Source organism: Blastococcus sp. CT_GayMR19 (genome assembly GCF_004570385.1).
Classification (GTDB): domain Bacteria; phylum Actinomycetota; class Actinomycetes; order Mycobacteriales; family Geodermatophilaceae; genus Blastococcus_B.
The window spans coordinates 101,863-125,413 of the sequence record NZ_SPQL01000001.1 but is presented as its reverse complement, the minus strand read 5'-3'; the positions used below and the strand labels follow the sequence as shown (position 1 = coordinate 125,413).

The 23,551-nt window shown below is 73.2% G+C and carries 19 protein-coding genes; 14 read left to right on the top strand and 5 right to left on the bottom strand.

What is annotated here, in order from left to right; translation table 11 throughout:
• Nucleotides 1-60 precede the first annotated feature (60 nt).
• The 6 genes from E4P39_RS00570 (at nt 61) to E4P39_RS00545 (ending at nt 8,199) form a co-directional block, all read left to right on the top strand.
• The gene (locus E4P39_RS00570) at nt 61-1,287 is read left to right on the top strand and encodes an FAD-dependent oxidoreductase (RefSeq protein ID WP_135134400.1); all 1,227 of its coding nucleotides are present in this window, start codon (nt 61-63) and stop codon (nt 1,285-1,287) included.
• 195 nt (nt 1,288-1,482) lie between these two features.
• A complete protein-coding gene (locus tag E4P39_RS00565; RefSeq protein ID WP_245159529.1) occupies nt 1,483-2,832 on the top strand; it encodes a glutamine synthetase family protein in 1,350 nt (449 codons plus the stop codon).
• Nucleotides 2,833-2,894: 62 nt separating this feature from the next.
• Entirely contained in the window at nt 2,895-3,626 is a 732-nt protein-coding gene (locus E4P39_RS00560) for a type 1 glutamine amidotransferase (protein WP_135134399.1), read from the top strand.
• A 4-nt stretch (nt 3,627-3,630) separates the two neighbouring features.
• Nucleotides 3,631-6,741 carry a bifunctional [glutamine synthetase] adenylyltransferase/[glutamine synthetase]-adenylyl-L-tyrosine phosphorylase gene (locus E4P39_RS00555; protein ID WP_209306271.1) on the top strand — a complete coding sequence of 1,037 codons (3,111 nt, stop codon included), beginning with the start codon at nt 3,631-3,633 and terminating at the stop codon, nt 6,739-6,741.
• Between the two features lie 126 nt (nt 6,742-6,867).
• Nucleotides 6,868-7,200 (top strand): CDGSH iron-sulfur domain-containing protein, encoded by a 333-nt coding sequence (locus E4P39_RS00550; RefSeq protein ID WP_245159528.1) that lies wholly within the window; start codon nt 6,868-6,870, stop codon nt 7,198-7,200.
• Between the two features lie 108 nt (nt 7,201-7,308).
• Nucleotides 7,309-8,199 carry a bile acid:sodium symporter family protein gene (locus E4P39_RS00545; RefSeq protein WP_135134398.1) on the top strand — a complete coding sequence of 297 codons (891 nt, stop codon included), beginning with the start codon at nt 7,309-7,311 and terminating at the stop codon, nt 8,197-8,199.
• 3 nt (nt 8,200-8,202) lie between these two features.
• Here the strand turns inward: E4P39_RS00545 and E4P39_RS00540 are convergent, their stop codons facing one another.
• Nucleotides 8,203-9,207, bottom strand: coding sequence for an iron-containing redox enzyme family protein (locus tag E4P39_RS00540; RefSeq protein WP_135134397.1), 1,005 nt, complete (start codon nt 9,205-9,207; stop codon nt 8,203-8,205).
• A gap of 225 nt (nt 9,208-9,432) precedes the next feature.
• Between E4P39_RS00540 and E4P39_RS00535 the strand changes: the two genes are divergently transcribed.
• From E4P39_RS00535 to E4P39_RS00500, 8 genes are all read left to right on the top strand, one after another.
• On the top strand, nt 9,433-11,166 hold the full coding sequence (locus E4P39_RS00535; protein WP_135134396.1) for a bifunctional metallophosphatase/5'-nucleotidase: 1,734 nt from the start codon (nt 9,433-9,435) through the stop codon (nt 11,164-11,166).
• Between the two features lie 216 nt (nt 11,167-11,382).
• Nucleotides 11,383-12,879: an MFS transporter gene (locus tag E4P39_RS00530; protein ID WP_167761499.1), complete on the top strand. Its 1,497-nt coding sequence runs from the start codon at nt 11,383-11,385 to the stop codon at nt 12,877-12,879.
• 192 nt (nt 12,880-13,071) lie between these two features.
• Nucleotides 13,072-13,593 (top strand): pyridoxamine 5'-phosphate oxidase family protein, encoded by a 522-nt coding sequence (locus E4P39_RS00525; RefSeq protein ID WP_135134395.1) that lies wholly within the window; start codon nt 13,072-13,074, stop codon nt 13,591-13,593.
• Nucleotides 13,594-13,692: 99 nt separating this feature from the next.
• The gene (locus E4P39_RS00520; protein ID WP_135134394.1) at nt 13,693-14,565 is read left to right on the top strand and encodes an FAD binding domain-containing protein; all 873 of its coding nucleotides are present in this window, start codon (nt 13,693-13,695) and stop codon (nt 14,563-14,565) included.
• 2 nt (nt 14,566-14,567) lie between these two features.
• On the top strand, nt 14,568-15,038 hold the full coding sequence (locus E4P39_RS00515; RefSeq protein ID WP_135134393.1) for a (2Fe-2S)-binding protein: 471 nt from the start codon (nt 14,568-14,570) through the stop codon (nt 15,036-15,038).
• A 29-nt stretch (nt 15,039-15,067) separates the two neighbouring features.
• The gene (gene pucD / locus E4P39_RS00510; protein ID WP_135134392.1) at nt 15,068-17,365 is read left to right on the top strand and encodes a xanthine dehydrogenase subunit D; all 2,298 of its coding nucleotides are present in this window, start codon (nt 15,068-15,070) and stop codon (nt 17,363-17,365) included.
• A 102-nt stretch (nt 17,366-17,467) separates the two neighbouring features.
• On the top strand, nt 17,468-20,053 hold the full coding sequence (locus tag E4P39_RS00505) for a DUF4062 domain-containing protein (RefSeq protein ID WP_135134391.1): 2,586 nt from the start codon (nt 17,468-17,470) through the stop codon (nt 20,051-20,053).
• 18 nt (nt 20,054-20,071) lie between these two features.
• The gene (locus E4P39_RS00500; RefSeq protein WP_135134390.1) at nt 20,072-20,605 is read left to right on the top strand and encodes a DUF1353 domain-containing protein; all 534 of its coding nucleotides are present in this window, start codon (nt 20,072-20,074) and stop codon (nt 20,603-20,605) included.
• Nucleotides 20,606-20,669: 64 nt separating this feature from the next.
• Here the strand turns inward: E4P39_RS00500 and E4P39_RS00495 are convergent, their stop codons facing one another.
• The 4 genes from E4P39_RS00495 to E4P39_RS00485 all read right to left on the bottom strand — a co-directional run bounded on the left by E4P39_RS00495 (nt 20,670) and on the right by E4P39_RS00485 (nt 23,467).
• The gene (locus E4P39_RS00495; RefSeq protein ID WP_135134389.1) at nt 20,670-21,035 is read right to left on the bottom strand and encodes a DsrE family protein; all 366 of its coding nucleotides are present in this window, start codon (nt 21,033-21,035) and stop codon (nt 20,670-20,672) included.
• A gap of 80 nt (nt 21,036-21,115) precedes the next feature.
• Nucleotides 21,116-21,670: an HD domain-containing phosphohydrolase gene (locus E4P39_RS22520; RefSeq protein ID WP_209306270.1), complete on the bottom strand. Its 555-nt coding sequence runs from the start codon at nt 21,668-21,670 to the stop codon at nt 21,116-21,118.
• A 20-nt stretch (nt 21,671-21,690) separates the two neighbouring features.
• On the bottom strand, nt 21,691-22,689 hold the full coding sequence (locus E4P39_RS22515) for an HD domain-containing phosphohydrolase (protein WP_209306269.1): 999 nt from the start codon (nt 22,687-22,689) through the stop codon (nt 21,691-21,693).
• A gap of 49 nt (nt 22,690-22,738) precedes the next feature.
• Entirely contained in the window at nt 22,739-23,467 is a 729-nt protein-coding gene (locus E4P39_RS00485) for a GntR family transcriptional regulator (RefSeq protein WP_135134388.1), read from the bottom strand.
• Nucleotides 23,468-23,551 lie beyond the last annotated feature (84 nt).

Sequence of the window (23,551 nt, the reverse complement as noted above, 5' to 3'; positions counted from 1 at the left end):
GGAGGATCCTCGCTCCCGGATGGAGTTTCTCGCCCTCACCCGAGCGGGAGGTTGAGCACGATGCCGAACACAGAGCCCTTCGTGATCGTCGGCGGCGGACTGGCCGGCGCGAAGGCGGCGGAGACGCTGCGCGGCGAGGGCTACGAGGGGCCGCTCGTCCTCGTCGCCGCCGAGCCGGAGAACCCCTACGAGCGGCCGCCGCTGTCGAAGGGCTACCTCCTCGGCACGGCGGAGCGGGAGAAGGCCCGGGTGCACGACGCCGGGTGGTACGCGGCGAACGACGTCGACCTGCGGACCGGCGTCCGGGCGACCGGCCTGGATCCCGCCGGGCACCACCTCACGCTCGACACGGGGAAGGAGCTCGCGTTCGCGAAGCTGCTCCTCGCGACCGGGTCGTCGGCGCGGCGGCTGCCCGTCCCGGGCGCCGAGCTGGACGGCGTCCGCTACCTGCGCACGCTGGCCGACTCCGACCGGCTGCTGGACGACCTCTCCGGCGGCGGGCGGAACGTCGTCGTCGTCGGTGGTGGCTGGATCGGCCTGGAGGTGGCCGCGGCCGCCCGTACCTACGGGAACGCGGTGACCATCGTCGAGCCGCAGCCCACCCCGCTGCACGCCGTCCTGGGTGCGGAGATGGGGGAGGTGTTCGCCAGGCTGCACCGGGGGCAGGGTGTCGACGTGCGGACCGGTACCGGGGTGCGCGAGTTCCGGGGCGCCGACTCGGTGACCTCCGTCGTCACCGACGGTGGCGAGGAGCTGCCCGCGGACGTCGTCGTCGTGGGCGTGGGCGCCGTCCCGAACACCGACCTCGCCACCTCGGGCGGGCTGGACGTGGACAACGGCGTCGTCGCCGACGCGGCACTCCGGACGTCGGCCGCCGATGTGTTCGCAGCCGGCGACATCGCGTCGGCGTTCCACCCGCTCTACGACCGGCACGTGCGCGTCGAGCACTGGGCCAACGCCCTGAACCAGGGGCCGGCCGCGGCACGGTCGATGCTCGGCCAGGACGTGAGCTACGAGCGGGTGCCGTACTTCTTCACCGACCAGTACGACCTCGGCATGGAGTACTCGGGCCTGGGCGGGCGCGGCGACACGGTGGTCTGCCGCGGCAACCCCGACGACGGGGAGTTCATCGCCTTCTGGACGGCGGACGGCCGGGTCACCGCGGGCATGAACGTCAACGTCTGGGACGTCACCGACCCGATCCAGGAACTGATCCGCTCGCAGCGGCAGGTGGAGCCCGACCGCCTCGCGGATCCGGACACGCCCCTGGAGGAGCTGGCGAGCTGAACGTTCCCGCCGTCGATCGTCGTCCGCGTGCGCGGAACACGGGCCGACGCGCCGCGCGGCCGTGCACCCGGACGGTGATTCCCACGGAGACACGGAACGCGATCCGGCGCCCACCCGTGCAGCGACAACCCGGACGGGGCAGGCTGAGGGCTGAATCAAGGCGCTGTCACACCCCGGAAACGAGCGGACGCGATCATGGCCAGCATGGACCGCCAGCAGGAGTTCGTCCTGCGCACCCTCGAAGAGCGCGACATCCGCTTCGTGCGGCTCTGGTTCACCGACGTCTCCGGCTACCTCAAGGCCGTCGCGGTGGCACCGGCCGAGATCGAGGCGGCGTTCGCGGAGGGCATCGGCTTCGACGGCTCGGCGATCGAGGGCTTCGCCCGGGTCTACGAGTCCGACATGCTCGCCAAGCCCGATCCCGGCACCTTCCAGGTCATGCCGGCGGCCAAGGGGCAGGCCAGCGACACCGCGCGCATGTTCTGCGACATCACGCTGCCCGACGGCTCCGCGGCCTGGGCCGACCCGCGCCACGTGCTGCGCCGGGCGCTGGCCAAGGCCGCCGACATGGGGTTCACCTTCTACACGCACCCCGAGGTCGAGTTCTTCCTGCTGAAGGACCTCCCCACCGACGGCAGCCCGCCCCAGCCGGCCGACACCGGCGGCTACTTCGACCTGTCCACGCACAACGTCGCGCACGACTTCCGGCGGGAGGCGGTCTTCGCGCTGGAGGCCATGGGGATCTCGGTGGAGTTCAGCCACCACGAGGTCGCACCCGGGCAGCAGGAGATCGACCTGCGCTACGCCGACGCGCTGTCGATGGCCGACAACATCATGACGCTGCGGCACGTCGTCCGTGAGGTCGCGCTGGCCCAGGGCGTGCACGCCACGTTCATGCCCAAGCCGTTCACCGACCTGGCCGGCTCGGCGATGCACACCCACGTGTCGCTGTTCGAGGGCGACCGCAACGCCTTCCACGACGCCGCCGACCCGATGCGCCTGTCCACGACGGGCAAGCAGTTCATCGCCGGCCTGCTCACCCACGCCCGCGAGTTCACCGCCGTCACCAACCAGACGGTCAACTCCTACCGCCGCCTGCTGGCCGGCACCGAGGCGCCGACGGCGGCGACGTGGGGCCGGGCCAACCGGTCGGCGCTGGTCCGGCTGCCGTCGTACAAGCCGAGCAAGGCCCAGTCGGCACGGATCGAGGTGCGGTCGCCGGACTCCGCCTGCAACCCGTACCTGACCTTCGCGGTCCTCCTGGCCGCCGGCCTGCGGGGGATCGAGAAGGGCTACGAGCTGCCGCCGGAGGCCGAGGACGACGTCTGGTCGCTCACCGACACGGAGCGTCGCGCCGCCGGCTACGAGGACCTGCCGGTGTCCCTGGGCGAGGCGCTGACCGCGATGCAGGGCAGTGAGCTGGTCGCCGAGACCCTGGGCGAGCACGTCTTCGAGTTCTTCCTGCGCAACAAGTGGGAGGAGTTCAACTCCTACCGTCAGAACGTCACGCCCTTCGAGCTGCAGCGCTACCTCCCCGGCCTCTGACCCCGGGCGGCCAGGATGGCCATCTTGGCCGCCCGTGTGCAGCGGGAACTAACCTCGACGGCGTGGCCCGCCTGCTCGTCCTCGTCGTCCATGAGACCGATCCGCTCGCCCGGCTCGGCGACTGGCTGCGGGACGCCGGCCTCGAGCTCGACGAGCGGCACCTGGGCCTCGGCGAACCGCTGCCGGACGACCTCGCCGGTCACGACGGGATGGTCGTCCTCGGTGGGCCGCAGTCGGCGACGGACGACGAGGCGACCAGCCCCGAGCTCGTCCCGGTCCGCGATCTGCTGAGGCAGGCACTGGCCGCCGACTTCCCGACGCTGGCCATCTGCCTGGGCGCCCAGCTCCTCGCCGACGTCGGTGGCGGAACGGTGCGGCCCGGCGTCGACGGCCCGGAGGTCGGCGCGACCCTCGTCGCCAAGCGGGACGCCGCGGACGCCGACCCCGTGTTCGGCCCGTTGCCGCTCTCCCCGGACGTGATCCAGTTCCACCACGACGAGATCTCCCGGCTCCCGACCGGGGCCACGCTGCTGGCGAGCAACCCGTTCTACGAGAACCAGGCCTTCCGCGTCGGCCGGCACGTCTACGGCCTGCAGTTCCACATCGAGACGACGCCGGAGGTCGTGCACGAGTGGGCCGAGCGCGACGTGGTCGGCGTCGCGGCGAGCCCGCACGACCGGGAGACCATCTGCCTGCGCTCCGACGCGGCCCATCCCGACGTGGCGGAGGCGTGGGCGCCCTTCGCGGCGCGGTTCGCCGACCTCGTCCGGGCCCGCGCCCGATCGGCCGCCTGACTCCATGACGAGGGCCGAGGTGGAGGTCCCGCGCCGGGCGGTGGTGCGGCTGGTGCGGTTCGGCTTCGAGGACGGCGAACGCGCCGCGCGCCTGCTGGCCGACCCCGCCCTGGGCCTGTGGGACCTGGAGCGCAACGAGCCGGCCGACCCCGAGGCGGGCCCCGTCGTGGCCGCCCTCGCGCGGGCCGGCGACCCCGATCTGGCCCTCCGCTCGCTGCACCGGCTGGTGGAGGCGCTGGACTCCGCCGACAGCAGCGGCGGGTTCGCCGCCGCTCTGCTGGCCCGGCTGCGGGGGTCCGCGCTGCTGCGCAGCCGGCTGCTCGCCGTGCTGGGGGCCAGCTCCGGGCTGGCCGACCACCTCGCGGCCCGCCCCGCCGACTGGGCCGTGCTGGACGCCGACGGGGACGGGGCCGGCCGCGGCGCCGACGGTCCGTCGGCCCGCGAGCTGGAACGGCAGATGCTCCTCGCCGTCGGTGCCGATCCCGACGACCCGCCGTGGGGTGTGCGACTGGGCAAGGCGGCACCCGACGCCTCGCCGAAGCGGATCGCCGCGCTCCGCCTGGCCTACCGCCGCGCCGTCCTCTCGCTGGCCGGCCGCGATCTCGGGGACGGGCTGCCCGCGGAGGACGCCGCCGCCGAGCTGGCCGACATCGCCGCCGCCGTGCTCACCGCCGGGCTGGCCCTCGCCGTCGCCGAGCAGCCCGCCTCCGCCGCGGCCTGCCGGCTGGCCGTCATCGGGCTCGGCAAGTGCGGCGGCCGGGAGCTCAACTACGTCAGCGACGTCGACGTCGTGTTCGTGGCCGAGCCGGTCGACCCGACCGACGCCGAGGGACCCGCCCTGAGCAGCGCCACCCGGGTGGCAGCCGCCCTGATGCGGATCTGCCACGAGGCGGCCTGGGAGGTCGACGCCGCGCTGCGCCCCGAGGGCAAGGCCGGCGCCCTGGTCCGCACGGTGTCCGGGCACGCCGCCTACTACGAGCAGTGGGCGAGCACCTGGGAGTTCCAGGCCCTGCTGAAGATGCGGCCCGTCGCGGGCGACCCCGATCTGGGCCGTGCCTACGTCGACGCCCTCTGGCCGCGGGTGTGGACCGCCGGTGACCGGCCCGGATTCGTCGGCGAGGTGCAGGCGATGCGCCGACGGGTGGAGGCCAACATCCCGGCCGCGCAGGCGGACCGGGAGCTCAAGCTGGGCCGGGGCGGCCTGCGCGACGTCGAGTTCGCCGTCCAGCTGCTGCAGATGGTGCACGGCCGGGTCGACCAGACCCTCCGGCTCGGCGGCACGCTCCCCGCGCTCCAGGCGCTCTCCTCCGGGGGGTACGTCGGGCGCGAGGACGCCGCCACGCTGATCGCCTCCTACCGCTTCCTGCGGACCGTCGAGCACCGGCTCCAGCTGCTGCGGCTGCGCCGCACCCACCTGCTGCCCACCGACGAGCAGCAGCTGCGCTGGCTCGCCCGGTCGCTGGGCTACAAGCCCGACCACCGCGGTGAGGCCGTCGACGTCCTGCAGGCGGAACTCGCGCTGCACACCCGCGAGGTGCGGCGGCTGCACGAGAAGCTCTTCTACCGGCCGCTGCTCTCCGCGGTGGCCCGGGTGCCGGGCCAGCACCTCCAGCTCGGGTCGAAGGCGGCCGGCGACTGGCTGCGTGCCCTCGGCTTCGCCGATCCCGAGGGGGCCCTGCGGCACCTGGGCGCGCTGACCGGCGGCGTCTCCCGCTCGGCGTCGATGCAGAAATACCTGCTGCCCGTCCTCCTGCAGGCGCTGGCCTCCGCGCCCAACCCGGACGCCGGTCTGCTGGCCTACCGCCAGGTGAGCGAGGCCCTGGGCGGCAACCAGTGGTACCTGCGGCTGCTGCGCGACGAGGGGCAGGTGGCCGAGCGGCTGGCCCAGCTGCTGGGCTCCAGCCAGTACGTCGCGTCGCTGCTCACCCGGACGCCGGAGGCGCTGCGCATCCTGGCCGAGGACGCCGAGCTGGAGCCGCGGGGCGCGGGCGCGCTCGCCGGGGCGTGGCGGCAGGCCGCCGCGCGGGCCCCCGACCCGCAGGCGGGCATGCGGGTGCTGCGCGGCCTGCGCCGGCACGAGTTGCTGCGGGTCGCATGCGCCGACCTGCTCGGCCGCCTCGACGTCGCCCGGCTCGGCCGGGCGCTCACCGACATCGCCGTCGCCACCCTGCAGGCCGGCCTGGACGTCGCGCTGCGGGCCCACGCCCAGGAGACCGGCATCGAGCCCGCCGACGTGACCATGGACCTCGCGGTGATCGGCATGGGCCGCCTCGGCGGTGGCGAGATGGGCTTCGGGTCCGACGCCGACGTGCTGTTCGTCCACCGCCCCCGCGAGGGTGCCGACGAGGGGAAGGCGACGGCCGCCGCGAACGCGGTCGCGCACACGCTGCGCCGGCTGCTGAGCGAGCCCGCGCCGGACCCGGCGTTCGAGGTGGACGCCGACCTGCGTCCCGAGGGCCGGCAGGGGGCGCTGGTGCGCAGCATCGACGCCTTCCGCGAGTACTACGAACGCTGGGTCTCGGTCTGGGAGGTGCAGGCGCTGCTGCGCGCGGTGCCCGTCGCCGGCGACGAGCAGCTCGGTGCCGACTTCGTGACCCTGATCGATCCCATCCGGTATCCGGCCGAGGGCCTCACTGCCGAGCAGGTCGCCGAGATCCGCCGGATCAAGGCCCGGGTCGAGCGGGAGCGGCTGCCGCGCGGCGCGGATCCGGCCACCCACACCAAGCTCGGCCGCGGGGGGCTCTCCGACGTCGAGTGGACGGTCCAGCTCCTGCAGCTGCAGCACGCGGCTGACGTCCCGGCGCTGCGGACGCCGTCGACCGTGGACGGACTCGCCGCACTCGGCGATGCCGACCTGCTGGACGGCGATCAGACCGAGGCGCTGCACGCGGCCTGGGAGCTCGCCACCCGCGCCCGCAACGCGATCTTCCTGGTCCGCGGCCGGCCCAGTGACCAGCTGCCCCGCCCCGGCTCCGAGCTCGTCGGCGTCGCCCGGGCCTGCGGATACGGACCCGACCTGGACGCCGGCCGGTTCGTCGAGGACTACCGCCGCACCACCCGCCGCGCGCGGGCCGTCGTGGAACAGGTCTTCTACGGCCAGACGCCGGCGAGTTGATCATCGCCAGATGGCTGAGGCCGTCGGCGTGGCGAGCGGCCGCCTGCCGATGATCAACCGGTGGGGGAGCACGTCGTTCGAGTGAGTGAGGGTGTGCCGGGGGAACCGGCCGGGCAGGGGAGGGTCGTGTCCCGACCGCTGCCCGACGAGCCCGGCCTGCCCGACGATGCCCACCTCGCGCCCGCGCAGGACGGCGGGGCGACCATCACGCCGTACCGGGACGGCCCGCTGATCGTGCGCGGGGACTTCCGGCTGCTGGACCAGGACGGCGGCGAGATCGACCCCGGCCGGGAGACGATCGCACTCTGCCGGTGCGGGAAGTCGGGCATCAAGCCGTTCTGCGACGGCTCGCACAAGCGGTCGGGGTTCTCCGCGCCGAGCGCGCCGAGCCGCCCCCGGCCCGTGCAGACCATCCGGGAGCTCATCCGACCGGGCACCGAGGACGACCCCCGCGGGTGATCCGGCGTGTCCGGGGACCGGAAACGGTCCGGTCGTGCCCGACGATGTGCGGCACGTCCCGCCGGGCGGATCCGCACGTGGGCCTCCGGCACCTGATCGGAGGGCCCCATGGGTTCATCAGTCACCACCGTCGCGCTCCAGCTGGCGCTCGCCCTGGTGATGTTCGGCCTCGGACTGTCGCTGACGGTGGGCGACTTCGCCCGCGTCGGACGTTCGCCGAAGGCCGTCCTCATCGCCCTGACCCTGCAGTTGCTGGTCCTGCCCGCCGTGTGCTTCGGGCTGGTGCTCGCCTTCGACCTGCCGCCGTTGCTCGCCGTCGGACTGATGCTGCTGGCGGCGTCGCCGGGTGGCACGACGGCCAACCTGTTCAGCCACCTCTTCCGCGGGGACGTCGCGCTCAACATCACGCTGACCGCCGTGAACTCGCTGATCGCCGTCGTCACGCTGCCCCTGATCACCAACCTGGCCATCGCGTACTTCGACCCGGCTGACGGCGGAGACCTCGGCCTGCAGCTCGGCAAGACCCTGCAGGTGTTCGTGATCGTGCTCGTGCCGGTCGCGCTGGGGATGCTGGTCCGCCATCGCGCGACGGCGTTCGCCGACCGCATGGACAAGCAGGTGCGCATCCTGTCCGCCGTGGTGCTGGCCCTCGTCATCGTCGGCACGATCGTCGCCGAGCGGGAGGACTTCTTCGGCTACCTCAGCGACGTCGGGCTGCCCGCGCTCCTGTTCTGCCTTGCCAGCCTGACCGCCGGCTTCTTCGTGCCACGGGCGCTGGGGGTGGTGCAGCGGCAGGCGATCGCGAGCGCCTTCGAGATCGGCGTGCACAACGGCACCCTGGCCATCGCCGTGGCCATCTCCGTGCTGGACAGCGTCGAACTCGCCGTCCCGGCCGCCGTCTACAGCGTGCTGATGTTCCCGGTGGCGGCGCTGTTCGGCTGGGCGATCAGCCGGACCGCGGACCGGGAGGTCCCCGCCGAGGCGCCGGCCGGCGCCTGACGGTCAGGCCGCGAGCGGGCGCTCCCGGCGCAGGGCCGACCGCCCGGCCGCCCAGGCGCCGAGGAGGTGCTCCGCGGCGACGGCGTCCATGGCCAGCGACGCGGCGGCGCCGAACAGGACGTCGGGCAGCAGGTCCGGCTGCTCGGCGACCAGCGAGCCGCACATGTCCACCGACGCGATCTGCTCGTGGACGGCGTCGGCCTCCACGTGCTCGTCGTAGAAGACCGTCGTCCGCTCGCCGTACCCGAGCCGGCGCAGCCCGGCGGAGTACCGGCGGCTGGGCTCCGACGACGTCATCTCCACGGCGGTCAGGTGGCCGACCGCTGCGCCCCGCCAGCGACGGTGCAGGCCGAACAGGGACATCGTGTTGACCGAGGCGAAGGCGGCCGCGGGCGCGTCGTCCCAGAGGGCGCCGTAGGTCGAGTCCAGGTCGAGGTCGCACATCAGGCCCCCGAACAGCTCGCTGTGCATCCGCACCAGCGACCCACCGCCGTACTCGTCGGCCTGGATCTCCACCATCGCCGCCTTGGCGCGGCCGCCGAGGCGGGGGATGGCGAACGTGTGCGGGTCGCCCTCCTTGAGGTGGTAGACCGACCGCAGCGTCAGGTACTCCCGCCACTGCTCGAGCGTGCCCTGCTTGGCCATGAAGCTGGACAGCGACGGGCCGTCGTCCGCGGCGATCAGGGCGGCGAGCTGCCGGTCGACCGGCTCGTCGGTGACCGCGATCGGCCCGGTGCGGTCGCGGAGGGCATCGAGATGCCGCTGCTCGAGAACGGCGCGGAGCCCGAGGAGCCCCGGGTCCCACTCCCAGGCGTCCGGAACGCCGGAGAAGCCCCGGTAGTGCAGCTCGTACAGGACGGCCAGGCTGATCTGCAGGTCGTCGTCGCGCATGGGGTCGTCCGGCGTGACCCGCTCGGCCTGCTCGACGGTGCCCGGCGCGAGCGTGCCCGCGGCCAGGTTCCGGAACAGGGCCTCGCTGAGCGGTCCGCGGGGCTCGGGAAGGTGCATGGGCCGATCATGCCCACCCGGGCGGCCGACGATGCGCACATCACCCGGACGGTGGGTGGGACCGGACACACCGGGGGGCGGCGATCAGGAACTGACATCCGGGTCGTGGTCATGCACGATCCATCCATCGCCCATCGAGCGGCCGCAGGTGCAGAGGCCGATGGTCCGGAACCGCCGAGGTCGCCGCAGAGCCTGTCTGATCCGCCTTCTCCAGGAGCCTCCGGAATGGAACGAACCATCCTGCGCCGCATGGCTGCCGTCGCCGCCGTGACGACGACGTCGTCCGTCCTGACGGTCGTCGCGACCCTGTCCCCGGCCGCGGCGGGCGACAAGCCGGCCAAGCTGGTCGACGTCCAGCTGCTCGCCCTCAACGACTTCCACGGCAACCTCGAGCCGCCCGGCGGCTCCGGCGGCCGGATCCAGACGGGTGCGGACCCGGACGGCGCCGGGGCGGCGACGGCCCCGACGGTGGACGCGGGCGGCGCCGAGTACCTGGCCACCCAGCTGGCCCAGCTCGAGGCCGCGCAGGAGGCGGGCAACTCCATCACCGTCGCCGCGGGCGACCTGATCGGGGCCTCGCCGCTCCTGTCGGCCGCGTTCCACGACGAGCCGGCCATCGAGTCGCTCGGCCTGGCCGGCCTGGACTACGCCAGCGTGGGCAACCACGAGTTCGACGAGGGCGCTGCCGAACTGCTGCGCATCCAGGACGGCGGCTGTCACCCGGTCGACGGGTGCGCGGACGGCACCCCGTACGAGGGGGCGGAGTTCGAGTACCTGTCGGCCAACGCGTTCGTCACCGAGACCGGGGAGCCGCTGCTCGATCCGTACGCCGTCCACGAGGTGGCCGGGGTGAAGGTCGGGTTCATCGGCATGACCCTCGAGGGGACCAAGCAGATCGTCAGCCAGGAGGGCGTCGCCGGTCTCGACTTCGCCGACGAGGTGGAGACCGCCAACACCCACGCCGCGAAGCTGCAGGAGAAGGGCGTCGAGTCGATCGTCGTCCTCCTGCACGAGGGCGGTGTCCAGACCGGGGCGGACGCGTGGGACGTCAACGGCTGCAACGGGCTGTCCGGCCCGATCGTCGACATCGCGACCGGGATGAGCGACTCCATCGATGTGGTCGTCTCCGGTCACACCCACCAGGCCTACAACTGCGAGCTCGACGGCAAGCTGGTCACCAGCGCCAGCTCGTTCGGGCGACTGGTCACCGACATCGACCTGCAGATCGACAAGCGCACCGGTGATGTGGTGACGGCCTCGGCCGACAACGTCCTCGTCGACCGGACGGTGGCCAAGGATGCGGCGCAGACCGAGCTGATCGCGCGCTACCGCACGGCGCTGGGGCCGATCGCGACCGAGGTGGTCGGGACGACCAGCGCCGTGATCACCCGGGCGGCCGTCGCGAGCGGGGAGTCCGCGCTGGGCAACCTCATCGCCGACGCGCAGCTGGCGGCCACCGACGACGAGGAGGGCGCCGTGGCCGCCTTCATGAACCCGGGCGGCGTCCGTGCCGACCTGCCGGCGGGCGCGGTCACCTACGAGCAGGCGTTCACGGTCCAGCCCTTCGCCAACAACCTGGTGACCCTGGACCTGACGGGCGCCCAGCTGCAGTGCCTGCTGGAGGAGCAGTACGTCGGACCGGCGATCCGGGTGCTCCAGCCCTCCGCCACGGTGCGCTACACCGTCACCGCCGCGGGCGCGCCCAGCACGACCGGCAGCTGCGCCGGTGGGCGCGTGCTCAACGAGACGCTCACGATCGGCGGGGCGGCCGTCGTCGACGGGCAGACCTACCGGGTCACGGTGAACAACTTCCTGGCCGGCGGAGGTGACGGCTTCACCGTGCTGCCCGGAGGGCAGAACGCGGTGACCGGACCGATCGATCTCGACGCGTTCACCGCCTACCTGGCGGCGAACCAGCCGGTGTCGGCGCCGGCGACGGACCGCATCACCGTCCAGTAGCCCGCCGTCCGCGCGCACGTCCGCGGCGGCTCCCCCCCCGGGGGGTCGCCGCCGACGCATGTCCGGCCTCGGCCGGACCCCCGTCGCTTCCTGGGCATTCATCCGGGACGACCGGGATTCACCCCGCCGGGTGCCGGAGAAAGTTTCGTGCATCAACGAGTTCCCGGCGGGTAGGCGGGGGCGCCACCTCACGTACCCCCTACCGGAGGACCCTCCATGACGACTGCTGCCGAGGCGACGAAGCCCGGAGCAATTCGCAGCCTCATCCCGGCCCGGATCGACCGACTGCCCTGGTCGCCGTTCCACACCCGGATGGTCATCGCGCTCGGCATCGCGTGGATCCTGGACGGGCTGGAGATCACCGTCGCCAGTGCCGTCGTCGCGACGCTGACCAAGGAGGAGACGCTCGGCATCACGACCTTCCAGGCGGGCCTCATGGCCACCGTGTACCTGGCCGGCGAGGTCGTCGGGGCACTGTTCTTCGGCTCCCTGGCCGACCGGCTGGGGCGCAAGAAGCTGTTCATCATCACCCTGGCCGTCTACCTGATCGGCAGCGGCCTCACCGCCTTCACGTTGGGCAACGGGGTGGGCTCGCTGGTCTTCCTGTACGCGACCCGGTTCATCGCCGGCATGGGCATCGGCGGGGAGTACGCGGCGATCAACTCCGCCATCGACGAGCTGATCCCCGCCCGGTTCCGGGGCCGCGTCGACATCATGGTGATGGGCACCTACTGGGCCGGGGCGCTCATCGGCACCCTGGGCACCTACGTCTTCCTCAACCAGCTCGACCCGGGCATCGCCTGGCGGGTGGCCTTCCTCCTCGGCCCGGTTCTGGGCCTGGTGATCATCCTCGTCCGCCGGAACCTCCCGGAGAGCCCGCGGTGGCAGGTCATGCACGGCCACGAGGCCGAGGCCGAGCAGACGATCGCCTACATCGAGCACGAGGCCGAGACCGGCGGCCGGCACCTGCCGCCGGTGCCCGACGAGAAGGCCGTCGAGATCAGCCCGACGGAGCAGATCGGCTACTTCGCGCTGGCCCGAGTGCTGTTCAAGGAGTACCCGCAGCGGGCGATCTACGGCGCCACGCTGATGATCACGCAGTCGTTCCTCTACAACTCGATCTTCTTCACCTACACGATCGTCCTCACCACGTTCTACGACGTGGACGAGAAGAAGGCGCCGCTGTTCCTCATCGCCTTCGCGGTGGGCAACCTGGCGGGGCCGTTCCTGCTGGGGCACCTGTTCGACACGGTGGGCCGCAAGAAGATGATCTCCGGCACGTACATCCTGGCCGGGGCCCTGCTGGCGGTCACGGCGTTCCTCTTCCAGGCGGACGCGCTGACCGCGACGACGCAGACCATCGCCTGGTGCGCGATCTTCTTCTTCGCCTCGGCGGGTGCCAGTTCGGCGTACCTCACCGTCAGCGAGATCTTCCCGCAGGAGGTCCGGGCGAAGGCGATCGCCGTGTTCTTCGCCATCGCCCAGTGCTTCGGTGCCCTCGGGCCGCTCATCTACGGCTGGCTGATCGGCGACGGCTCGGACCGGGGGCCGCTGTTCGGCGGCTACCTGCTCGGTGCCGGCGTCATGATCGTCGGCGGTCTCGTGGCTGCGCTCATCGGCGTCTCCGCGGAGGGCAAGTCCCTCGAGGACGTCGCCACACCGCTGTCGATGCGCCGTCCGGGCACCCGCGCCGAGGGGGCGGCGCGCCCGTAGGCAGGCGCGACGCAGCGCCGCGGTCCGCCGCACGCCGGGACCCGGGATCGCGCCGATCCCGGGTCCCGGCCTGTGTGGGGGGACAGCCGACGGGCGGGCCGCTCGTGAGCTCCCACCGCGACCCGGGATGTGACGCAGATTACTGTCCGACCTCAGGGGGGCGTCGGCCTCCGGAGGCGGAGGAGAGCTCGCATGTCGATCACGGTGGCGAAGTTCCGGGACGTCGCCGAGGGGACGCAACCCGGTCAGTTCCAGGTCGGGGCGCACGAGGCGGTGCAGAGCCTCGAGGATCTGGATCCGGTCTACAAGCAGCTGATCGACCAGCCGGTCACCGCGGTCGTGGCGGTGCTCGGGAACACGGGCCGGCCGAACCTGACCCCGGTGTGGTTCGACTACGAGGGCAGCACGGTCCTGCTGAACCTGGCCACGCACCGCAAGAAGGTCGAGTGGCTGCGGGCCCACCCGCAGGCGACGTTCATGCTGATGAATCCCGCCAACCCCTACCACTGGCTCAGCATCAAGGCGACGGTCACGCGGGAGATCTCCGAGGACGATCCCGAGGAGGGTCCGCGCGTCACCGCGCAGCTCGACCGGATCTGGACCAAGTACACCGGTAACGAGCCCCCGTACGGGCTGCGTGACCCCGGGAAGAACGAGCGGCGCGTGCTGTTCGAGCTGGCGGTCGACTCGATCGCGACGTTCGGCCGCCCCTGACCGTCACGAACCGGTGCCGGACGCCGCGGCACCCTTGCCAGTCCCTTCCGCGCACTGTTGTCTTCCAGGAACATCTACGGGGGACCGCGAGGAGCGCGCATGGATTTCCTGCAGCCGACGACGTGGGCGGAGGCGTTGACGCTGCGGGCGGAACGCCCCGATGCCCTGCCGATCGCCGGCGGCACCGACGTCATGGTCGATCTCAACTTCGACCGGCGCCGGCCCGGCGCCCTGCTCGACCTCGGCCGCGTGGCCGAGCTGCGGGAGTGGGGTGCGGACGACGGACGGATCCGGCTCGGCGCCGGCGTGCCGTACGCGCGGGTGATCGAGGACCTGGGGGCGCAGCTGCCCGGGCTGGCGATGGCGTCGCGCACCGTGGGCTCTCCGCAGATCCGGATCCGGGGCACGGTCGGCGGCAACCTCGGGTCGGCGTCCCCGGCCGGTGACGCGCACCCGCCGCTGCTGGCCGCCGGCGCGGTCGTCGAGATCGCCTCCGCCGCCCGCGGGGTGCGGCTGGTCCCGGCCGCGGAGTTCTACCTCGGCGTGAAGCGCAACGCCCTCGAGCCCGACGAGCTCATCGCGGCGGTGCTCGTGCCGGCGGCGGCCGGCCCGCAGCAGTTCTGCAAGGTCGGCACCCGCAACGCCATGGTCATCGCCGTCTCCGCGTTCGCCTGCGCCCTGCACCCCGACCGCGGCGCCGTCGGCACCGGCATCGGCTCAGCCGCGCCGACCCCGCGGCGGGCGCCGGAGGCCGAGACGTTCCTCGCCGGCGAGCTCGAGGCCGCCGGTCTGTGGGAGTCCCGCGGCGAGCTGCCCGAGACGCTGGCCGCCGCCTTCGGCGAGCGCGTGGCGGCTGCCGCCTCACCCATCGACGACGTCCGGGGGAGCGCCGCCTACCGGCTGCACTCGCTGGCGGTGATGGCCCGGCGCGCCGCCACCTGGGCCTGGAACGACTACCGGAAGGCGGCCTGACGATGCGCGTCACCACCACGGTCAACGGCACCGAGCAGTCGGTCGACGACGTCTGGCCCGGCGAGAGCCTGCTGTACGTGCTGCGCGAGCGGATGGGCCTGCCGGGTGCCAAGAACGCCTGCGAGCAGGGGGAGTGCGGCTCCTGCACCGTCTACCTGGACGGCGAGCCGGTCTGCGCCTGCCTGGTCGCCGCCGGCCAGGCGATCGGCCGCGAGGTGGTGACGGTCGAGGGGCTCGCGGACGGCGAGCGGCTGCACCCGGTGCAGGAGGCGTTCGTCGAGTGCGGCGCGGTGCAGTGCGGCTTCTGCACACCCGGCCTCGTCGTCGCCGCGCACGACCTCCTCGCCCGGGTGCCGAGCCCGTCGGACCTGGAGATCCGCGAGGCGCTGGCCGGCAACCTCTGCCGCTGCACCGGCTACGAGAAGATCCTGGACGCCGTCCGGCTCGCCGCCACCCGGCAGGCCCGGCCATGAGCGGCCAGAATGGCCATCCTGGCCGCGCGATGACCGACAGCACGACGACGACCGTCGCGCCTCCCGTGACGGGGAGCGGCCGGATCGGGGACAGCCCGCTGCGGCCCGACGGGACGCTCAAGGTCACCGGCGAGTTCGCCTACGCCAGCGACCTGTGGCACGACGAGATGTGCTGGGGCGTCACACTGCGCAGCCCGCACCCGCACGCCCGCATCGCGGGCATCGACATCACCGAGGCGCTCACCGTTCCCGGGGTCTGGGCGGTGCTCACCGCCGACGACGTCCCCGGCGACAACGCCTTCGGCCTCGAGCACGCCGATCAGCCGGTGCTGGCCTCGGAGTTCGTGCGCTACGAGGGGGAGCCGGTCGCGCTCGTCGCCGCCGACCACCCCGAGACCGCCCGGCGCGCGGCCAAGAAGATCCGGGTCGACTACGAGGTGCTGCCCGCGGTCACCGACCCGCGGCGCGCGATGGACCCCGACGCCCCGGCCGTGCACCGGCCGGGCAACCTGGTGCGGCATCTGAAGCTCCGCCGCGGCGAGGTCGACCCGGTCGCGCCGGTCGTCGTCTCCCTCGACTTCGAGGTCGGCATGCAGGACCAGGCCTTCCTGGGACCGGAGTCCGGGCTCGCCGTGCCGGCCGAGGACGGCGGCGTCGACCTCTACGTCGCGACCCAGTGGCTGCACGTCGACCAGCGGCAGATCTGCCTGGCCCTGGGCATGCCGACCGAGAAGGTGCGGCTGACCCTCTCCGGCGTCGGCGGCGCCTTCGGCGGCCGTGAGGACCTGTCGGTGCACGTGCACGCCTGCCTGCTGGCGCTGCGCACCGGCAAGCCGGTGAAGATGAGCTACGGCCGCGAGGAGTCCTTCTTCGGCCACGTGCACCGGCACCCCGCGGTGATGCACTACGAGTTCGGCGCCGAGACCGACGGGACGCTCGTCTACGCGAAGTCCGACGTGCTCCTGGACGGCGGTGCCTACGCCTCGTCGACCAATGCCGTCGTCGGCAATGCCGGCACACTGGGGCTGGGCCCCTACCGGATCCCGAACGTCGCCGTGGACGCCTACGGGGTGTTCACCAACAACCCGCCGTGCGGCGCGATGCGCGGGTTCGGCTGCGTGCAGGCGGCGTTCGCGCACGAGGCGCTGATGGACGAGCTCGCCGACGCCGTCGGCGTCGACCGGGTGGAGATCCGGCAGCGCAACGGCATGCGGGAGGGCGACCGCAACATCACCGGGCAGATCATCGACTCGGCGGCGCCGGTCGCCGAGCTGCTGCAGATCGTGCGCGACCTGCCCATGCCGCCGCCGCTGGACCCCTCCGACATCCGCGCCCTGCCGGGAGCGGTCGGCAACACGACCCACGGCGAGGGTGTCCGCCGCGGCATCGGCTACTCGGTGACCTACAAGAACGTCGGCTTCTCCGAGGGCTTCGACGACTACTCGACCGCCCGGGTCCGGCTGGAGATGACCGGCGGCGAAGCGGTGGCCACCGTGCACACCGCGGCGGCCGAGGTCGGGCAGGGGCTGATCACCGTGGAGCAGCAGATCTGCCGCACCGAGCTGGGGGTGGAGCGGGTCGTCGTCCACCCGAAGAACACGTCGGTCGGATCGGGTGGGTCGACGTCGGCGTCCCGGCAGACCTACGTGACCGGGGGAGCGGTCAAGGCGGCGTGCGAGGCGGTGCGCGCCGCCGTGCTGGAGCGGGCGTCGATGGGGCTGGGGCGCCCCGCCGCCGACCTGCGGCTGGACGGCGAGAAGATCGTCGGGACGTCGGGCGAGGTGCTGGCGAGCCTCGGCGAGGTGCTCGGCGACGACGCCGTCGAGGAGACCGTCGAGTGGCACCACCGGCCCACGCACGCGATCGACCCCGAGACCGGCCAGGGCGACGCGCACGTGCAGTTCGCGTTCTCCGCGCACCGGGCGGTGGTCGACGTCGACGTCGAGCTCGGCCTGGTGAAGGTGGTCGCGCTGGACACCGCGCAGGACGTCGGCAGGGCGATCAACCCCGACGCCGTCCTCGGCCAGATCCACGGCGGGTCGGCGCAGGGCATGGGCCTGGCGCTGATGGAGGAGATCATCGTGACCGACGGGCACGTGCGGAACCCGTCGTTCACCGACTACCTGATCCCGACGATCCTCGACATGCCGCCGATGCAGGTGAAGGTGCTCGAGTACGCCGACCCGCACGCGCCGTACGGCGTCCGCGGGGTGGGGGAGCCGCCGACGATCTCCTCCGGCCCGGCCGTGGCCGCCGCCGTGCGGGACGCGACGAAGAAGCCGCTGCGACGGGTGCCGATCCGCCCGGAGCACATCACCGGGACCTGACGCACGGTCGCCGCGGCGACGACCGGGGTCCGGCCTCCCGGCCTTGACGGGGAGGCCCGCGCTCGTCAGGGTGACCCACCGGGGCCGGCGCGGAGGTGCGGGGTGGCGACGATCCAGACCCCCGACCAACGGGTCCGGGTGTTCATCAGCTCGACGATGAAGGAGTGGGCGCCGGAGCGTGCCGCGGTCCGGGAGGCCGTCGAGCGCCTGCGCCTGACCCCCGTCCTGTTCGAGCTCGGGGCCCGGCCGCACCCGCCGAAGGAGCTCTACCTCGCCTACCTGCGGCAGAGCCACGTCTTCCTCGGCATCTACTGGGAGCAGTACGGCTGGATCGCGCCCGGGGAGACGGTCTCGGGCCTGGAGGACGAGTACCTGGCCTCCGAGGACAAGCCGAGGCTCGTCTACGTCAAGTCGCCCGCCCCGGGGCGGGAACCCCGGCTGGCCGAGCTGCTGGGGAGGATCGGGAACGAGGGACTGTCCTACCGGCGGTTCAGTTCCCCGGAGGAGCTCGCCGGGCTGGTGGTCGACGACCTGGCCGTGCTGCTCAGCGAGCGTTTCGGCCCCCCCGACACCGCACCCGGGCCGCCGGCCGAATCCGCTCCGGCGGCGCGCGAGCCGGACTGGCACCTGCCGACCCTGCCGAACCGGTTCATCGGCCGGGACGACGAGATCGAGGAACTGCGCCGGGTCCTCACCTCGGACGGGGTCCGGCTGGTCAACCTGGTCGGGCCGGGGGGAATCGGGAAGACGCGGCTGGCCCTCACGGTCGCGGGGCAACTGCGCGACCAGTTCCCGGACGGCGTGGTCGCCGTGCTGCTGGCCGCCCTCACCTCCCCGGAGCAGGTGCCGCCGGAGATCGCCACGACGCTGGGCCTGCCGGAGACCTTCGGCCGGTCACCCCTGGCCGCGATCATCGACTTCCTCCGCCGACGGCGGACCCTGCTCGTGCTGGACAACTTCGAGCAGGTGATCCAGGCGTCCCCCGCCGTCACGCAGATCCTGGGCGGCACCGAGCACCTCCGGGTGATGGTCACCAGCCGGGAGGTCCTGCACCTCACCGGTGAGCGGGTCTTCGCGGTGCAGCCCCTCCCGGTGGGCGAGGGCGGTGCCGCGGAGCCGTCGCACGCCGTCGAGCTGTTCCTGGACCGTGCCCGGGCCGTCCGACCGGATCTCGCCGTGGACGCCGACCGGCTGCGGGTCGTCCACGAGATCTGCCGCCGGCTGGACGGCCTGCCGCTGGCCATCGAGCTGGCCGCCGCGCGCGTGCGTCTGCTCGAGCCGGAGGTTCTCCTTCAGCGCCTGGACCAGCGGCTGGTGCTGCTCACCGGCGGCCCGCGGGACGTCGCCCGTCGGCAGCAGGCGTTGCGCGCCACCATCGAGTGGAGCTACGACCTGCTCGACGACCGTGACCGGCGGCTGTTCCGCCGGCTGGCGGTCTTCAGCGGTGGCTTCTTCCTCGACGCGGCGGAGCAGATCTGCCAGGACGACGAGGTCGGCGACGTCCTCGACGGGCTGGCGTCGCTGGTCGACAAGAGCCTGGTCCGCGTCGACCCCGTCGAGACGCAGCTGCCGCACTTCGCGATGCTGGAGACCGTCCGCGAGTACGCGGACGGCTGTCTCGCGGAATCCGCCGAGGTTGACCCCCTGCGGCGGGCGCACACCGAGTTCTTCGAGCGCATGGCACATGCCTCGGTCGTCGGGTTCGACGTCGAGGGGGAGGGGCAGACCTGGGAACGGTTCGTCGCCGATTCCGACAACCTGCGGGTCGTGCTGCAGCGGCTCCTGGACGAGGACGAGCCGGACCGGGTCGCCGCGATGGGTGAAGGTCTCTGGCCCGTGTGGTGGGGCGGGTCGCGCTTCGACGAGGGCAAGGCGTGGATGCGGGCAGCGCTCCAGCGGCCCTCGATCAGCCCCGCCGGACGGGCGCAGGCGCTGTGCATCGAGGGAGTTCTCGCGTTCGGCCAGGGCGACTACGAGCGCGGCGAGCCGGCACTGCAGGAGGCCTACACCCTCCACCGTGCGCTGGGCGACGACGTGCGGGCGGCACTCGACAGCCTCCAGCTCGGGCTCATCCTCGCGATGCGCGACCCGGCCACGGCGGAACGGCTGGAGCGGGAGGCGGTCGCCGTGCTGCGGGAGGGCGGGCTGCCATGGCAGTACGCCTACGGCCTCTTCACCCTCGCGCGGGTCCTGATCATGGCCGGGCGGTACGCCGAGGCCCTTCCCATCCTCGAGGAGAGCGTCAGCCTGATCCACGCACCCGCGCCGCACCCGCTGCTCAGCTACGCCGTCCTGAACCTGGGCTGGGCGCGCCTGGGACTCGGGGACCCCGAGGGTGCGCGCGCCGCGTTCCGCCGCGCCTTCGGCGAGGCCACGAGCGCCGACGAGCAGGCCAAGGCCCGGGCGCTCGAAGCCCTGGCGAGGGTGGCGGTGCAGGATCAGCCGCGGCTGGGCGCGGTGCTCTTCGGAGCCGCCGAGCAGGTCCGCCGGGCGGTCGGCCTCGGTGTATGGGTCACCGACCGCCCGATCCATGCGACGACGGAAGCGGCCCTGCGCGAGGCGCTCGGGGAGGCCGGGTTCACCGAGGCCTACGAGGAGGGCAGACACCTGCCGGGGGACGACCTGTTCGCGCTCGCCTGCGCGCCGATCCGGTCCCTCGCTTCCGCCGAGCACCTGTCCGGATCCTGAGCCGACCGAGGGGGAGACGTGCCGTTCGAGGACGACAGCATCACCGTCACGCGCAGCAACGACGACGAGTGGAAGGTGGTCGGCGAGCTCGTCTACCACGGCAAGTCGGACGTGTTCGTGGTGCCGGACGGCTTCCCGACGGACTTCGCGACCGTGCCGAGGGTCGTGGTGTGGCTGATCCCGCGCTTCGGCCGCTACACGCTCCCCGCGGTCCTGCACGACTGGCTGTGCACCAGGGGCATCGAGACGGGCGTGGTGACCTCCCGCGAGGCGGACGGCATCTTCCGGCGGGCCATGCGCGAGCTCGGCGTCCCGGTGGCGCGGCGGTGGCTGATGTGGACCGGGGTGCGCTGGGGTGCGCTGACGACTCCGCTGCGCCGGCCGGGCTGGGTGATCAGCGCACCGGGGGTCCTGGCCATCACGGCGGTCGCTGCGCCGGTCGTCGTCCCCCCGGCCCTGCTGATCCTGGCGGCCCTCGCGGTGTACGGCGTCGTCGAGGGCATCGTGTCCCCCGGCACCCGGGCGACCGACGCCGGTTCCCTGCGCACCTGAGAGCAGTCGCGCTCGTGCACCTGTCGGAGCTGCCGAACAGGCGCACGAGCGCGCGGTCCTCCGGTCAGTAGCTGAAGGTGGTGGCGCCGTCGTCGCCGATCCACTGCCACATCGGGATGGTGCCCTGGACCTCCGCGCCGGCGATCAGGTTGCCGGCGTCGAGCTGCTTGGCGTTGAAGCAGACCGGGCAGACGTAGTACTGGCCTCCCGCGGCCTCGTACCGCTTCACCAGGTCGGCCAGCGGGGGACAGCCGTCGCAGGCCACGCCGACGGCGAAGCCGTCGAGCGCGAGGCGGACCGCCTCCTTGGTCAGGAACATGAGGGTCGGGCGGCCGGTCTCGGCGGCACCCACGGCGACGAGGAACGCGACGGTCACCTTCTCCGGGTCCTCGAGTCCGGTGGTCAGGCTGATCACGGCCTTACCGGGCATGGCTGCCTCCTGGTGCGTCGTCCTTGGGTGGTGCGAGCCACGCTAGGAACGCGACGGGACGGCGTCGTCGGGAGTTCGCCCTACGGATCGAGCGGTTCCAGGGTGTCCAGCAGGCCGTGCTGGACGGCGAACAGCGTCGCGGTCGACCGGGTCGTGGCCCCCGTCTTGAGGTAGATCCGCTCGACGTGGGTGCCCGCGGTCTTGGGGCTGATGCCGAGCCGCCGGGCCACCTGCCGGGTGGAGGCGCCGCGGGCGACCAGCGCCAGCACCTCCACCTCGCGCGGGGTGAGGCCCGCCGGACCTGTGCGGCGTCGCGGCGTCGACTCGCCCGCCGCGGCGAGCACCGCGTCGACGGCGTCGGCGGCGAACCGGCCGGCCCGGACGTCGGCCCTGAGGGCGGCAACTGCCTGCTTGGCCGACAGCGCCGGCCGGTGCGGCCGCGGTTCGGTCATCGCGCGGTAGGCGTCCGCGGCGGCCAGGATGCGGGCCCCCGCGGGAATCGCCGCCCCGCTCAGCCCACGGTGGTACCCCGAGCCGTCGAGCCGCTCGTGGGTGAGCGCGGCGACCGCCCCTATCCGGGCGAGCGCCGCCGGCCGGGCGAGCACCCGGCCGGTGTAGTACGCCTGCACCCGCATCCGCTCGGACTCGGTCGCGGTCAGCCGGCCCGGCTTCTCCAGGATCGTGGCCGGGACCCGTGCAGACCGATGTCGTGCACCAGGCCCGCGCGCCGCACTGTGTCGACCGCTTCGGGCGGCAGCCCGGTCGCGCCGGCCGCCTGCCCGGCGAGCGCCGCGACGGCGCGCGAATGTCCGGCCCGCCCGGGGGAGCGCAGGTCGGTGAAGTCGGCGACGGCCTCGAGCGCGGCGTCGAGCTCGCGGCCGGTGAGACGGTCCTGCAGCAGCGGATCGGCGGAGATCATCTCGTGGACGTCCGGCCCGTCGGTGACGGCGCCGAGCACCTCCGGGGCGACCGAGCAGAAGACGTCGACGAGCCCGGGGTCGAACTTGGTTCCCCGCCGGGCACGGGCCACCGCGACCGCGGCCTCGACACCCGCGGTGCGGGAGAAGACCTCGACGACGTCCGCGAGGTGGACGAGCCGGGCCGGGAGCGTGATCTCCTCGCCGGCCACGCCCGAGGGCACGCCGCTGCCGTCCCAGCGGGCGAAGAACTGCCGCACGGCGGTCCCCACCGCGGGCCCGAGCCCGAGCCGGTCGGCCAGCACCGACGTGGACACGCAGTGCGACAGCAGTCCGCGCTCGATCCCCTTGGCGCGGGTCGCGACGAGGGTGGTGGCCTGCCCGAACCGGTGCAGGGCCGGACGTCCGGTGCCCACGTGCCCGAGCATGAAGGTCAGCGCGGGCAGTCCGGAGAAGTCGACCTGGAAGCTGGCGCTGCGGAACGCGATGTCGTCGCCGAACCAGCTCGCGACCTCCGGGGTGTCGGCCACGCACCCCACCCACGAGAGGACGGCGACGTAGAAGAGCGCGGCCCGGTCCTCGTCGGTCAGGTCGACGTGCTCGCCGAGGAGGGAGGCGATCCGCCACGCACGCAGCAGGTGCTCCATCGGCTGGCCGAGGCCCAGATCGGTGGCGAGTGAGTACGCGGCCAGCAGTTCGGCCAGCGTGACCCCCGTGTCCTGCTCGGCCGGTGTCACAGCGGCAGCCTAGGAGCGGCCGGCCCCGCGGCGGGCCCGGCGAACCCGCCTACCGGGTGCGGACGAGCGTGAACTCGAACTTGTCCTCGACGAAGAAGGCCTGGGACCAGCTCACGGCGCGGCCGTCGGCGAGGTAGTGCACCTGGTCGAGGCAGACGTAGAGCGGCTGCTCCGGCCGGCGCGGTCCCCAGCCGATGGCCGCGTCGTACACGGCGCGCACGTGGGCCAGCGCCTGGACGGGCAGCAGGCCGAGCGGCTCCATGAACTCGAAGACCGAGCCGCTGATGTCCTCGGCCGCCACCCCGTCGGGCAGGACGGCGGCGTTGATCAGGTCGTGCTCGAACGCCACCACCTCGTCGTCGGCGAGGAAGCAGCGCTCGATCGCGATGACGGGCAGGCCTGGGAGCCCCGCGAACCGCTCGGCCTCCTCGGCCGAGGCCGGGCGCAGCTCGCGCGACCGGTAGACCACCTCGCAGTTGTAGCCCTGCTCGGCGATGATCCGGCTGGTGGACCGCAGCTCCTGCAGTCCCGCCTGGATGCCGCCGTGGTGGGAGGTGACGAACGTGCCCGCGCCGTGCCGGACGCGCAGGATCCCGCTGTCGACCAGGCGGGCGACCGCGCTGCGGACCGTCGGCCGGCTGACGCCGTACTCGAGGGCCAGTTCCTGCTCGGAGGGGAGCCGGTGGCCCGGCTCCCAGTCGCCGTCGGCGATGCGGTCCCGCAGCCGGTCGGCGAGCTGGGCGGGCAGCGGGCGGGCATCCCGCAACGGGTTCGTCATGTTCCTCCGACACCCTTGACGAGCGTCCCCTCGGCCCCCGATAGTGGCGCCACCTTACCCTGACGCCAGACGTCAGACGACTGA